Genomic DNA, 12,636 nt, shown 5'->3' on the forward strand with positions numbered 1-12,636 from the left:
ATGGAATTCACGACTCAACACTTTATCGCGCTCGCGCCGTTGTTGATCACCACCGCCACGATCATCGTGGTGATGCTGGCCATCGCCTGGCGCCGCAACCACTCGCAGACCTTCCTGATTTCCGTGGCGGGTTTGAACCTGGCATTGCTGTCGATCCTGCCAGCCTTGAAGGTCGCGCCCCTGGCCGTGACCCCACTGCTGCAGATTGATAACTTCGCCTGTCTGTACATGGCGCTGATCCTGGTCGCCACCCTCGCTTGTGTAACCCTCGCCCACGCCTACCTCGGCGATGGCGGCACGGGTTACCCGGGCAACCGCGAAGAACTGTACCTGCTGATCCTCATGGCCGCCGCCGGTGGTCTGGTTCTGGTTAGCGCGCAGCACTTGGCCGGGTTGTTCATCGGTCTGGAACTGTTGTCGGTGCCGGTCTACGGCCTGGTGGCTTACGCCTTCTTCAACAAGCGTTCGCTGGAAGCCGGTATCAAGTACATGGTGCTGTCGGCTGCCGGTTCTGCGTTCCTGTTGTTCGGTATGGCTCTGCTTTATGCCGACTCCGGCAGCCTGAGCTTCGTCGGTATCGGTCAAGCATTGGCCGCTACTGGCCTGCCAAGCTCGCTGGCGCAAATGGGCCTGGGCATGATGCTGATCGGCCTGGCGTTCAAGCTGTCGCTGGTACCGTTCCACCTCTGGACCCCGGACGTTTACGAAGGGGCTCCGGCACCGGTTGCCGCGTTCCTCGCTACTGCTTCGAAAGTCGCGGTGTTCGCGGTGATGGTGCGTCTGTTCCAGATCTCCCCTGCCGCCAGCAGCGGTGTCCTGAGCGACGTGCTGACCATCATCGCCATCGCGTCGATCCTGTTCGGTAACCTGCTGGCACTGACCCAGAGCAACCTCAAGCGTCTGCTGGGTTACTCGTCCATCGCCCACTTCGGTTACCTGCTGATCGCCCTGGTGGCGAGCAAGGGTCTGGCCGTGGAAGCCATCGGCGTTTACCTGGTCACCTACGTGATCACCAGCCTCGGCGCGTTCGGCGTGATCACCCTGATGTCCTCGCCTTACAAAGGCCGGGACGCCGATGCCCTGTACGAATACCGCGGCCTGTTCTGGCGCCGTCCGTACCTGACCGCCGTACTGACCGTGATGATGCTGTCCCTGGCCGGTATCCCGCTGACTGCGGGCTTCATCGGCAAGTTCTACATCATTGCTACCGGTGTCGAATCGCACCAATGGTGGCTGGTGGGTTCCCTGGTACTGGGCAGCGCCATCGGCGTCTTCTACTACTTGCGCGTGATGGTCACCCTGTACCTGATCGAGCCGAACCTGCGTCGCCACGATGCGCAACTGCACTGGGAACAAAAGGCAGGCGGCGTGATGCTGCTGGCCATCGCCGCACTGGCGTTCTTCCTTGGGCTGTATCCGCAACCGTTGCTGGTCCTGGTTCAACAGGCCGGGTTGGCGGGTTGATCGCTTAAGCGATACTCGGTAGAAAAAAAACGGCACCTTCGGGTGCCGTTTTTGCGTTTAGGGGTTTGGGGGGACAAGATCAAAAGATCGCAGCCTTCAGCAGCTCCTACGCACCTGTGGGCGCTGCCGAAGGCTGCGATCTTTTGATCTTCAGTGCTCTCCCCTTCCCGTCTATATACAGAATTCCCTCGCGGGCAAATCCGCCTCGTCCTACATCCTTATCTGCACCCTCAAATTACTGTAATGACTTGACCGAATTGGCAAGAACAGATGCCTTGACCAATTCGATTCTTGTGATAGAAATATACGCAGGTAACGTACAAAACATGGACGCTCTCTTTATCGAATTACCCGTATTTCAGAAGCACAGAAATGACTACCTGGACGATGACCTGTTTCGCAGCTTTCAACTCGAGCTGCTAAAAAATCCAGAAGCGGGCGATCTAGTGGAAGGTATGGGCGGGTTGCGCAAAATCCGTTTCTGCGACCGGCGACGGGGCAAAGGCAAGCGCAGCGGATTACGGGTGATTTATTACTGGTGGTCCGGTTTTGATCAATTCTGGCTGTTCACCGTATATAGCAAAAACGAACAAGACGACCTGTCGCCTTCTCAGAAGAAACTTTTCAGGCAAGCGCTAGATAGAGAAATCAATACGAGATCCCACTATGAAACGTGACATTTTTACCGAACTGATGGAAGGCCTCGAAGCCTTGGCCGACGAGCGCCAAGGCAAAATCACGCTGCGAACTCACAAGGTCAAGTTGCCAAAACTGGTGCCAATCACTGCTGAGGAGGTGGTAGCCATCCGCCAACAGCTCAATCTTTCCCGGTCGGTATTCGCGATGTATTTGCGTACAAATACCCGGACTCTGGAAAACTGGGAGCAAGGACGTGCACAACCGAATGCGCAGGCAACGACACTGATCCGGCTTGTTGAGCGGTTTCCCGAAACGGTGGAGCAACTGGCGGCGTTGACCTGAATGACTGATGTCGCTATCAAAGATGCCTTCGCGAGCAAGCCCCCTCCCACAGTGGACCTGCTGTGAGCACATTATTTGTGAACAGCTCCGAACTACAAGCGAGCTTGCTCGCGATAGCGGCGCAACAGCTACAAACGAAAACGGCACCTTCCGGTGCCGTTCGCGTTTCACATCACAGCCTCTTACTTCCGCGCATCCGCCCACGATTTCAGCAGCTCGGTGTAGCTCACGGTTTCGCCCTTAGGCTTCTCGTTCGCCAGTTTCGGCTTCGGCGCACCCGGCTGATCAAACCAGTACTGCGCGTCTCGTTCCGGATTCATCTTCGGACCACACACCGGTTGTACCTTGGAGCGTTCGAGCCGCGCCATGATCGCGTCCTGGTCCTTGGCCAGGCCATCGAGCGCCTGTTGTGGGGTTTTCTCGCCGCTGGCGGCTTCGGCGATGTGGCTCCACCACAGTTGTGCCAGTCGTGGATAGTCCGGCACGTTGGTCCCGGTCGGGGTCCATTGCACGCGGGCCGGGCTGCGGTAGAACTCGACGAGGCCACCGAGCTTCGGCGCCAGGTCGGTCATGGCTTGCGAGTTGATGTCCGACTCGCGGATGGGGGTCAGGCCGACAATGGTTTTCTTCAGGGAGACGGTTTTCGAGGTCACGAACTGCGCGTACAGCCAGGCCGCGAGTTTCTGTTTCTCAGGCGTGGATTTGAGGAAGGTCCAGGAACCCACGTCCTGATACCCCAGCTTCATGCCCTCTTCCCAGTACGGGCCGCGCGGCGACGGCGCCATACGCCACTTCGGCGTGCCGTCGGTGTTCATCACCGGCAGGCCAGGCTTGGTCATGTCGGCAGTAAACGCGGTGTACCAGAAGATCTGTTGGGCGATGTTGCCTTGGGACGGCACCGGGCCGGATTCGGAGAAGGTCATGCCCGCCGCTTCCGGGGGGGCGTAGGCCTTGAGCCAGTCGACGTATTTCTGCGTCGCGAAGACCGCCGCCGGGCCGTTGGTGTCGCCGCCGCGGGTCACGCTGGAACCGACTGGGTGGCAGTCTTCAACGCGGATACCCCACTCGTCCACCGGCAAGCCGTTGGGAATGCCCTTGTCGCCGCCACCGGCCATGGAGAACCAGGCATCGGTGAAGCGCCAGCCCAGGGACGGGTCTTTCTTGCCGTAGTCCATGTGCCCGTAGATGCGCTTGCCGTCGATTTCCTTGACGTCTTCGCTGAAGAACTTGGCGATGTCTTCATAGGCCGACCAGTTCACCGGCACGCCCAATTCGTAACCGTACTTTTCCTTGAACTTGGCTTTCAGCTCCGGCCGTTCAAACCAGTCGGCGCGGAACCAGTAGAGGTTGGCGAATTGCTGGTCGGGCAGTTGATAGATCTTGCCGTCCGGCGCGGTGGTGAAGGAAATGCCGATGAAGTCCTTGATGTCCAGGGTCGGCGAGGTGTAGTCCTTGCCTTCGTTGGCCATCAGGTCGGTGATCGACTCGGTCTTGCCATAGCGAAAGTGTGTACCGATCAGGTCCGAGTCGTTGACCCAGCCGTCATAGATGCTCTTGTCCGATTGCATCACGGTCTGCAGCTTTTCCACCACGTCGCCTTCTTGCAGCAGGTCGTGGGTCAGCTTGATCCCGGTGATCTCGGTAAAGGCCTTGGCCAGCACCTTGGACTCATATTCGTGAGTGGTCAGGGTTTCCGAGACGACCTTGATGTTCATCCCGCGAAACGGCTCGGCCGCTTTGATGAACCATTTCAATTCCGCGAGCTGCTGATCGGCCGTCAGGGTGGACGGTTTGAATTCGCTGCCAATCCACTTTTTTGCCGCGTCTTCGTAGGCATCGGCCCAGGCCGTCGCGCTCAAACCGCTGAGTGCCAGCATGGCTGCCAATGAAATGCTATGTCGCAGCTTATTGTTTTTGTCGAACATAGAGACCTCCTGTTTAAGTTTCGGAGCAACTTTGCCGAGCGATTCGACTAGCCCCAACGCATCACAGCCAACAGCCACACCAGGGACAACGCGGACGCGACCCAGATGCTCCAGTCGGTGACGCCGATTACCAGCAGATGCAGGTAGGCGCTGCCGAGAAGACCGATAAACAAACGATCGCCACGGGTAGTGGCAATCGGCAACAAACCACGCCGAAGGATGCTCGGCGAACGCAATTCCCAGGTCGTCATGCCCACCAGAATCAGGCCAATGGCGATAAAGAATGCTGCGGTCGGGGTGGTCCAACTCATCCATTCCATCATCAGCTCCTCAGACCCGGCCCAGGGCAAAGCCCTTGGCCACGTGGTTGCGAACAAACCAGATCACCAACATGCCCGGCAGGATGGTCAACACCCCCGCCGCCGCCAGCACGCCCCAGTCGATGCCGGACGCCGAGACCGTGCGGGTCATCACCGCAGCAATGGGCTTGGCGTTGACCGACGTCAGGGTCCGCGCCAGCAGCAATTCAACCCAGGAAAACATGAAGCAGAAGAACGCCGTTACACCGATGCCGGAGCCAATCAGCGGGACGAAGATCTTCACGAAGAACTTCGGAAAACTGTAGCCATCGATGTAGGCCGTTTCGTCGATTTCCTTCGGCACCCCAGACATGAAACCTTCCAGAATCCACACCGCCAACGGCACGTTAAACAGGCAGTGCGCCAGGGCCACGGCAATGTGGGTATCGAACAAGCCAATCGAGGAATACAACTGGAAGAACGGCAGCAGGAATACCGCCGGCGGTGCCATGCGGTTGGTCAGCAGCCAGAAGAACAGGTGCTTGTCGCCGAGGAAGCGATAACGCGAGAACGCATACGCCGCTGGCAGCGCCACGCTCAGGGAGATCACCGTGTTCAGGCTCACGTAGTACAGCGAGTTCAGGTAACCGTTGTACCAACTCGGGTCGGTGAAAATCACCTTGTAGTTGGCGAAGGTGAAATTCTGGGGAAACAGCGTCAAACCGCCGAGGATTTCGGTGTTGCTCTTGAAGGACATGTTCAGCAGCCAGTAGATCGGCACCAGCAGGAACAGGATGTAGATCAGCAGCGGGATGAGCTTTCTTTTACTCATGGCAGACCTCAGCGGTTGGCGTCAGAGTGAGTCATGGCCGTATAGAACAGCCAGGACACCAACAGGATGATCAGGAAGTACACCAGCGAGAAAGCCGCCGCCGGGCCGAGGTCGAATTGCCCTACGGCCATCTGAGTCAATGTCTGACTGAGGAAGGTCGTGGCATTCCCCGGACCACCGCCGGTCAGCACGAACGGCTCGGTGTAGATCATGAAACTGTCCATGAAGCGCAACATCACCGCGATCAACAGCACGCTCTTGAGCTTGGGCAACTGGATGTGTCGGAAAACCGCCCAGGCCGATGCCCGATCAATCCGCGCGGCCTGGTAGTACACATCCGGAATCGCCCGCAGACCGGAAAAGCACAACAGCGCCACTAACGAGGTCCAGTGCCAGACGTCCATCACCAGCACCGTGACCCAGGCGTCCAAAGTGTTGGCCGCATAGTTGTAGTTCAGGCCCATGGCCTTGAGGCTGGCGCCGAGCAGACCAATGTCCGCGCGGCCGAAAATCTGCCAAATGGTCCCGACCACGTTCCACGGGATCAGCAGCGGAATCGCCAGAATGATCAGCACCAGCGACGACCAGCGGCCCTTGGTCGGCATGGTCAGGGCGATGGCGATGCCCAGCGGGATTTCGATCAGCAACACGCAGCCGGAGTAGATGAACTGGCGCAGCAGCGAATCGTGCAACCGAGGATCGAGCAGCACCTGTTTGTACCAGTCGGCGCCGACGAAGTAGCGGCTGGATTGGTCGAAGATATCCTGCACCGAGTAGTTGACCACGGTCATCATCGGGATCACCGCACTGAACGCCACCAGCAGGAACACCGGCAGTACCAACCACCAGGCCTTGTTGTTCTGCACCTTGTTCATGGCTGCATCTCCAGGAGGTAATCGTCGGCATAGACCATCAACCACTGCGCCGGGAAGCTGATGTACGCCGTGCCTTCGGGCACCGGCTTGTCTTCGGCCAGGCGTACTTTCAGCGGTGCGCCATCGAGGTTGAGGGTCATGATCTTGTAGGTGCCGAGATCTTCGATGTGTACGACCTGTGCCTGCATCGCGTCATCAAATGGCTCGTCCCACACATGGACGAACTCCGGGCGGATGCCGACCTTCAGGGTTTTCCACTGTTTCTCGGCGATTTGTTGCTGCATCGCGTCAGACAAAGGCAAGTGCGTCGAAGCGAAACCGACCCCACCGGGCTGCGGCTGCACCTCAATCAGGTTCATCCCCGGGCTGCCGATGAAATAACCGACAAAGGTATGGCTCGGCCGCTCGAACAATTCCCGTGGCGTGCCGAACTGCACGATCTGCCCGCCGTACATCACCGCGATCTTGTCGGCGAAGGTCGAGGCTTCGAGCTGATCGTGGGTGACGTAGACCATGGTGATGTTGAACTGCTCGTGGATCTGCTTGAGCTTGCGCCGCAGTTTCCACTTCAGGTGCGGGTCGATCACGGTCAATGGTTCATCGAACAGGATCGCTGACACGTCATCGCGCACCAGCCCACGGCCCATGGAAACCTTCTGTTTTTCGTCGGCGGTGAGGTTGCGGGCTTTTTTGCTCAGCAGTGCCTGGAGGTCGAGCACCTCGGCGATTTCCTGCACCTTGCTGTGAATTTTCGCCTCGTTCATGCCCTGGTTTCGCAGGGGGAAGGCCAGGTTGTCGAACACCGTCATGGTGTCGTAGACCACTGGAAACTGGAAAACCTGGGCAATGTTGCGCTTTTCCGGGGTCAGGTCATTAACGACTTTGCTGTCGAACAACACCTGGCCCTGAGACGGGCTGAGCAACCCGGAAATGATGTTGAGCAAGGTCGACTTGCCGCAGCCCGACGGCCCGAGCAAGGCATAGGCACCACCCTGCTCCCAGACGTGGTCCATCTCGCGAATCGCGTAATCCTCAGGGCCACTCGGGGTGCGGGTGTAGCTGTGGGCGAGGTTCTGCAATCGAATTTCGGCCATCAGGCAACCCTCGCGATACGGCGACCGGGCGCCTGGACCAGCCGCCCCTGCATATCGAACACAAACAGTTTATGGGTCGGGATATAGATGCGAATCGGCGCATCGACGTCGTATTCATGGACACCCGGCAGGTGCAGCACCAGCAGGAAATGCTCGTTGCGCACATGCAGGAAGGTTTCCGAACCGCTGATCTCGGCCACTTCGACGGTTACCGCCAGTTCCAGGTCGTCGTCGTTGCTTGGCACCAGCGAGATATGGCTGGGCCGCACACCAAAGCGGAACTCGCCCTCGCCCACCGGCCGCAGATCGACGTTCAACGGGAAGTGGACGAAATTGGCGAAACTCACTTCGTTGCCGGCAATCCGCCCCGGCATCAGGTTAATCGGCGGCTCGGAGAACAGCTCCGCCGCCAGCACCGTTTGCGGCTGGTGATACACCTCGGAGGACTTGCCGCTCTGGATCACCCGGCCTTCGTGAAGAATGGTCGTGGTGCCGCCCAGGGCCAGGGCTTCGTTGGGTTCGGTGGTGGCGTAGATGGCGATGGTGTGCCGGGCCTTGAACAGCTCGCGCATTTCCTGGCGCAGTTCTTCGCGCAGTTTGTAGTCGAGGTTGACCAGCGGCTCATCGAACAGGATCAGTTCCGCATCCTTGACCAGCGCCCGGGCCATGGCCGTGCGTTGCTGCTGGCCACCGGACAGTTCGAGCGGATGGCGCTGGAGAAACTTCTCGATGCGCAGCATCTTCGCCGTTTCCAGCACTTTGCTCTGGATCAGTTCGTTGGAAACACCGCCCTGGCGCAACGGAGAGGCGATGTTCTCGAACACCGTCATGGTCGGGTAGTTAATGAACTGTTGATAGACCATCGATACGTTGCGCAGCCGCACCGGGCGCTGGGTGACGTCGACGCCGTTCATCAGGATGCGCCCGCTGTCGGGCTTGTCCAGGCCGGCCATCAGGCGCATGAGGCTGGTTTTGCCGGACAGCGTGCGGCCGAGCAAAACGTTGAAGGATCCGGGTTCGAAAACAAGGCACGCATCGTCGATCCAGGTCTGGCCCTCGACGGTACGGCTGACGTGCTCCAGGGTTAATGACATGGCTCGGCCTTTTTTATTATTTGGAGTCAAGCGACCGAAGCGATAGAGCGACATTCGTGCCAGAAATCACAAGCCTTTGATCCAGCTTGAAAATCCTGCAAAAGAGGGGAAAACCGCGTTCGTTGCTGAACAGAAATGAACAATCGCGGCTGAACAATTGAACAGTTCGACGGTTGACAATGAACAATAGTGAACAACACTCTACGGATGCTTTTACTGCCGGAAATCCCGAATTTCACACGCACTTGTAGCAGCTGCCGAAGGCTGCGTCCGGCGACGCAGTCGTCGTAAAATCAGGCGTCACGGTGCGTCAGGATGACCGCAAGTACAGGATTACGACGACTGCGTCGCCGAACGCAGGCTTCGCCAGCTGCTACGGGATCGCATCAGGCCGTAGAAACCAGTAAAAACGAACAATGCGTTTACCCATAACAAAAACAATAAAAGCTTGCTCAGAGATCGACTGCCATGGCCGTACCCGCCTCGCCGCTCTCCCATGACGCCATCATTCAGGACTCCTGGTCCCGTTGCCGCGCGTTCGGTCTCAACCATCACAGCGTCCCGACCTTCGACCAGCTACCGGCCGACGGCATCGCGCAATTGCTGGAGAGCCAGCATTCCCTGGTGCAAACCACCCATCAGGAAGTCCTGCCGTATTACGAGAACATCCTGAGCAATTCCAACTGCCTGATCATGCTGGCCGACAGTCAGGGCCAAGTGTTGACGTCCTGGGGCACCCAGCGCTTTATCGAGCCGAGCCTGACCCGCGGCTTCAGCGCCGGCGCCAGCTGGATGGAGCGCTGCAGTGGCACCAATGCCATCGGCACCGCCCTGGCCTGCGAGCAGGCGGTGCATATAGAGCACGATGAACACTTCCTCAAGGCTAACCGCTTCATGACCGGCTCCGCCGCGCCGATTTTCGATGCCGAGCGCAAAGTGATCGCGGTACTGGACGTGTCCAGCGACAGCTATCTGCCGCCATCCCACACCTTGGGCATGGTCAAGATGATGAGCCAGACCGTGGAAAACCGGCTGATCCTCAACCTGTTCCATGGCCAGCATTTTCAACTGACGTTCAACACTGGGTTGAACAACCTCGACAGCCAGTGGGCCGGGTTGCTGATTTTCGATGAAACCGGGCAAGTGCTGTCCGCCAATCGCCGCGCTGACAACCTGCTGGGTATCAGCCTGTCGCGGGTCAGCGTCGAGAGTTTGTTCAAGGTTTCGCTGCTGGAGTTGTTGAACCAGCCCGATGGCCTGCCGTTTGCCCTGCAAGCCTCCGGGCGCAATCGGTTCCAGTGTTTGTTGAAGCGACCGAAACAGGTGCCGATTCAGGCGCGAGTGTTCGCTGAACCCACCGTCACAACGCCCGCCACGATTAGCCTGAACACCTTGCACTTCGGCGACAGCCGCGTGGAAAAAGCCGTGCGCCAGGCCGAGCGTTTATTGGAGAAAGACATTCCGCTGCTGATCCACGGCGAAACCGGAGTCGGCAAGGAAGTCTTCGTCAAAGCCTTGCACCAGGCCAGCTCCCGCAGCAAACAACCGTTTATCGCCGTCAACTGTGCAGCGATCCCCGCCGAACTGGTGGAGTCCGAGCTGTTTGGCTACGAAAAAGGCGCGTTCACCGGCGCCAACCAGAAAGGCAGCATCGGCCTGATCCGCAAGGCCGACAAAGGCACCCTCTTCCTTGATGAAATCGGCGACATGCCACTGCCGACTCAGGCACGGTTACTCAGGGTTTTGCAGGAGCGTTGCGTGCAACCGGTGGGCAGCAGTGAGTTGTTTCCGGTGGATATCCGCATTATTTCGGCGACCAACCGTTCGTTGCGCGAACAGGTGCAGCTCGGACGGTTCAGGGAAGATCTGTATTACCGGATCGGTGGGCTAACGCTAGAGCTGCCGCCATTAAGGGAACGCAGCGACAAGCAGGCGTTGTTCAAACGCTTGTGGGAGCAACACCGGGAGCCCTCGCAATGGGCCGGGTTAAGCCGGGAGGTGATGGAGTTGTTCAGCCGTCATCCGTGGCCGGGGAATCTGAGGCAGGTCAGCAGTGTGATGCAGGTGGCGTTGGCCATGGCCGAGGAGCAACCGGTACGGCCGGAGCATTTGCCGGATGATTTTTTTGTCGATCTGGAAATGGAGCCGGTGGAACCAGCGGAGCCGCTGGCGGTGGATTTGAATGATGCCGAAGATTTGAATCGGTTGTTGCAGGCGGCGGGGGGGAATATTTCGCATTTGGCGCGTAGGTTAGGCGTTAGCCGAAACACTTTGTACAAACGTCTGCGGCAGTGATCGTTCCCACGCTCCGCGTGGGAATGCAGCCCGGGACGCTCCGCATCCCTTCCAAAGCCGAATGCAGAGCGTCCGTTGAGGCATTCCCACGCAGAGCGTGGGAACGATCATCATCGGCTGTTGCAGGCCGCAGGGGGAAACATTTCGCATTTGGCGCGTAGGTTAGGCGTTAGCCGAAACACTTTGTACAAACGTCTGCGGCAATGATCGTTCCCACGCTCCGCGTGGGAATGCAGCCCGGGTCGCTCCGCGTCCCTTCCAAAGCCGAACGCAGAGCGTCCGTTGAGGCATTCCCACGCAGAGCGTGGGAACGATCATCACACCCTGTGCATAAACAAAAACCCGCACAAGGCGGGTTTTGTTTTGTAGCAAGCGCAGCTATCAGTCAGCCAAACGCCAGGTCGTGCCGCCCTTGCCGTCTTCCAGCACCACGCCCATGGCGGTGAGCTGGTCGCGGATACGGTCGGATTCGGCCCAGTCTTTACCTGCCCGCGCCGCCAGACGCGCAGCAATCAGCGCATCCACTTCAGCCGCATCAACCCGGCCTTCAGCGCCGGCCTGCAAGAAGTCATCGGCCTCAAGCTGCAACACACCCAGCACACTGGCCAATTCCTTCAAGCGAGCCGCCAAACCGGCCGCCGCATTGAGATCGCTCTCGCGCAGACGGTTGATCTCGCGAACCATTTCAAACAGCACCGCGCAGGCTTCCGGCGTGCCGAAGTCGTCGTTCATCACCTGGGTGAAGCGCTCGACAAAGGCTTCGCCACCGGCCGGCGCCACGCTCGGCAGGCCTTTCAACGCGTGGTAGAAACGCTCGAGTGCGCCCTTGGCGTCCTTGAGGTTGTCTTCCGAGTAGTTGATCGCGCTGCGGTAGTGGCTCGACACCAGCAGATAACGCACGACTTCCGGGTGGTACTTTTCCAGCACATCGCGAATGGTGAAGAAGTTGTTCAAGGACTTGGACATCTTCTCGCCATTGATGCGAATCATGCCGCAATGCATCCACGCGTTGGCGTAGGTCTTGCCGGTGGCCGCTTCGCTCTGGGCGATTTCGTTTTCATGGTGCGGGAACTCAAGGTCACTGCCGCCGCCATGAATGTCGAAGGTCTCGCCCAGGCAGCAGGTCGACATCACCGAGCACTCGATGTGCCAGCCCGGACGACCGTCACCCCACGGCGACGGCCAGCTCGGCTCGCCCGGCTTGGCGCCCTTCCACAGCACGAAGTCCAGCGGGTCCTGTTTCGACTCGTCGACTTCGATCCGCGCGCCGATGCGCAGGTCTTCGATTTTCTTGCGCGACAGCTTGCCGTAGCCCATGAACTTGGCGACGCGGTAGTACACGTCGCCATTGCCCGGGGCATAGGCGTAACCCTTGTCGATCAGGGTCTGGATCATGTTCTGCATGCCCGCGATATGATCGGTGGCCCGCGGTTCCATGTCCGGCTTGAGGATATTGAGGCGCGCCTCGTCCTCGTGCATCGCGGTGATCATGCGCTCAGTCAGCACGTCGAACGGCTCGCCGTTCTCCTTGGCCCGATTGATGATCTTGTCTTCAATGTCGGTGATGTTGCGCACATACGTCAGGTTATAACCGCTGAACCGCAACCAGCGGGTCACCAGGTCAAACGCGACCATGCTGCGGCCGTGGCCAATGTGGCAGTAGTCGTACACGGTCATCCCGCAGACGTACATGCGCACATTGTTGCCATCCAGCGGCTTGAACACTTCTTTGCTCTTGGTGAGCGTGTTGTAGATCGTTAGCACTTTAGTTGTTTCC

12 protein-coding genes are annotated in these 12,636 nt (G+C 58.8%); 5 read left to right on the forward strand and 7 right to left on the reverse strand.

Annotated features, from left to right (window positions below; genetic code table 11):
* The 3 genes from nuoN (at position 1) to ACA071_RS20300 (ending at position 2,445) form a co-directional block, all read left to right on the forward strand.
* Positions 1–1,464, forward strand: a complete 1,464-nt coding sequence (gene nuoN / locus ACA071_RS20290; RefSeq protein ID WP_123403085.1) for an NADH-quinone oxidoreductase subunit NuoN — start codon at positions 1–3, stop codon at positions 1,462–1,464.
* Between the two features lie 326 nt (positions 1,465–1,790).
* Positions 1,791–2,141 carry a toxin gene (locus ACA071_RS20295; RefSeq protein ID WP_497645360.1) on the forward strand — a complete coding sequence of 117 codons (351 nt, stop codon included), beginning with the start codon at positions 1,791–1,793 and terminating at the stop codon, positions 2,139–2,141.
* A complete protein-coding gene (locus ACA071_RS20300) occupies positions 2,131–2,445 on the forward strand; it encodes a helix-turn-helix domain-containing protein (RefSeq protein ID WP_497640795.1) in 315 nt (104 codons plus the stop codon). Before ACA071_RS20295 ends, ACA071_RS20300 begins: the two co-directional genes overlap by 11 nt.
* 182 nt (positions 2,446–2,627) lie before the next feature.
* Here the strand turns inward: ACA071_RS20300 and ACA071_RS20305 are convergent, their stop codons facing one another.
* Genes ACA071_RS20305 through ACA071_RS20330 form a run of 6 tightly spaced genes read right to left on the reverse strand, consistent with a single transcriptional unit; the run spans position 2,628 to position 8,564 of the window.
* Positions 2,628–4,370: an ABC transporter substrate-binding protein gene (locus ACA071_RS20305; RefSeq protein ID WP_497640796.1), complete on the reverse strand. Its 1,743-nt coding sequence runs from the start codon at positions 4,368–4,370 to the stop codon at positions 2,628–2,630.
* Positions 4,371–4,417: 47 nt separating this feature from the next.
* Complete coding sequence (locus tag ACA071_RS20310; protein WP_054053694.1) at positions 4,418–4,690, reverse strand: DUF2160 domain-containing protein; 273 nt, start codon at positions 4,688–4,690, stop codon at positions 4,418–4,420.
* A 10-nt stretch (positions 4,691–4,700) separates the two neighbouring features.
* Positions 4,701–5,501 carry a carbohydrate ABC transporter permease gene (locus ACA071_RS20315; protein ID WP_497640797.1) on the reverse strand — a complete coding sequence of 267 codons (801 nt, stop codon included), beginning with the start codon at positions 5,499–5,501 and terminating at the stop codon, positions 4,701–4,703.
* 8 nt (positions 5,502–5,509) lie between these two features.
* Entirely contained in the window at positions 5,510–6,376 is an 867-nt protein-coding gene (locus tag ACA071_RS20320; protein ID WP_475269218.1) for a carbohydrate ABC transporter permease, read from the reverse strand.
* Positions 6,373–7,470 carry an ABC transporter ATP-binding protein gene (locus ACA071_RS20325; protein WP_497640798.1) on the reverse strand — a complete coding sequence of 366 codons (1,098 nt, stop codon included), beginning with the start codon at positions 7,468–7,470 and terminating at the stop codon, positions 6,373–6,375. The genes ACA071_RS20320 and ACA071_RS20325 overlap by 4 nt, the downstream gene beginning before the upstream one ends.
* Positions 7,470–8,564, reverse strand: a complete 1,095-nt coding sequence (locus ACA071_RS20330) for an ABC transporter ATP-binding protein (RefSeq protein ID WP_123508906.1) — start codon at positions 8,562–8,564, stop codon at positions 7,470–7,472. The genes ACA071_RS20325 and ACA071_RS20330 overlap by 1 nt, the downstream gene beginning before the upstream one ends.
* A 468-nt stretch (positions 8,565–9,032) precedes the next feature.
* On the opposite strand from ACA071_RS20330, the gene ACA071_RS20335 reads away from it, so the two are divergent.
* Both ACA071_RS20335 and ACA071_RS20340 read left to right on the forward strand, forming a co-directional pair.
* Positions 9,033–10,859: a sigma-54-dependent Fis family transcriptional regulator gene (locus ACA071_RS20335; RefSeq protein ID WP_497640799.1), complete on the forward strand. Its 1,827-nt coding sequence runs from the start codon at positions 9,033–9,035 to the stop codon at positions 10,857–10,859.
* 150 nt (positions 10,860–11,009) lie between these two features.
* Positions 11,010–11,066: a helix-turn-helix domain-containing protein gene (locus ACA071_RS20340; protein ID WP_497645361.1), complete on the forward strand. Its 57-nt coding sequence runs from the start codon at positions 11,010–11,012 to the stop codon at positions 11,064–11,066.
* Positions 11,067–11,240: 174 nt separating this feature from the next.
* On the opposite strand, the gene cysS is transcribed toward ACA071_RS20340, so the two are convergent.
* Positions 11,241–12,623, reverse strand: a complete 1,383-nt coding sequence (cysS, locus tag ACA071_RS20345) for a cysteine--tRNA ligase (RefSeq protein WP_497640800.1) — start codon at positions 12,621–12,623, stop codon at positions 11,241–11,243.
* Positions 12,624–12,636 lie beyond the last annotated feature (13 nt).

This window comes from Pseudomonas sp. LBUM1646 (genome assembly GCF_059716165.1).

What these genes read in the sequence shown, in the direction of transcription:
- nuoN (WP_123403085.1), top strand. Translation starts at nt 1, where the DNA reads ATGGAATTCACGACTCAACACTTTATCGCGCTCGCGCCGTTGTTGATC.
- ACA071_RS20295 (WP_497645360.1), top strand. Translation starts at nt 1,791, where the DNA reads ATGGACGCTCTCTTTATCGAATTACCCGTATTTCAGAAGCACAGAAAT.
- ACA071_RS20300 (WP_497640795.1), top strand. Translation starts at nt 2,131, where the DNA reads ATGAAACGTGACATTTTTACCGAACTGATGGAAGGCCTCGAAGCCTTG.
- ACA071_RS20305 (WP_497640796.1), bottom strand. Translation starts at nt 4,370, where the DNA reads ATGTTCGACAAAAACAATAAGCTGCGACATAGCATTTCATTGGCAGCC.
- ACA071_RS20310 (WP_054053694.1), bottom strand. Translation starts at nt 4,690, where the DNA reads ATGGAATGGATGAGTTGGACCACCCCGACCGCAGCATTCTTTATCGCC.
- ACA071_RS20315 (WP_497640797.1), bottom strand. Translation starts at nt 5,501, where the DNA reads ATGAGTAAAAGAAAGCTCATCCCGCTGCTGATCTACATCCTGTTCCTG.
- ACA071_RS20320 (WP_475269218.1), bottom strand. Translation starts at nt 6,376, where the DNA reads ATGAACAAGGTGCAGAACAACAAGGCCTGGTGGTTGGTACTGCCGGTG.
- ACA071_RS20325 (WP_497640798.1), bottom strand. Translation starts at nt 7,470, where the DNA reads ATGGCCGAAATTCGATTGCAGAACCTCGCCCACAGCTACACCCGCACC.
- ACA071_RS20330 (WP_123508906.1), bottom strand. Translation starts at nt 8,564, where the DNA reads ATGTCATTAACCCTGGAGCACGTCAGCCGTACCGTCGAGGGCCAGACC.
- ACA071_RS20335 (WP_497640799.1), top strand. Translation starts at nt 9,033, where the DNA reads ATGGCCGTACCCGCCTCGCCGCTCTCCCATGACGCCATCATTCAGGAC.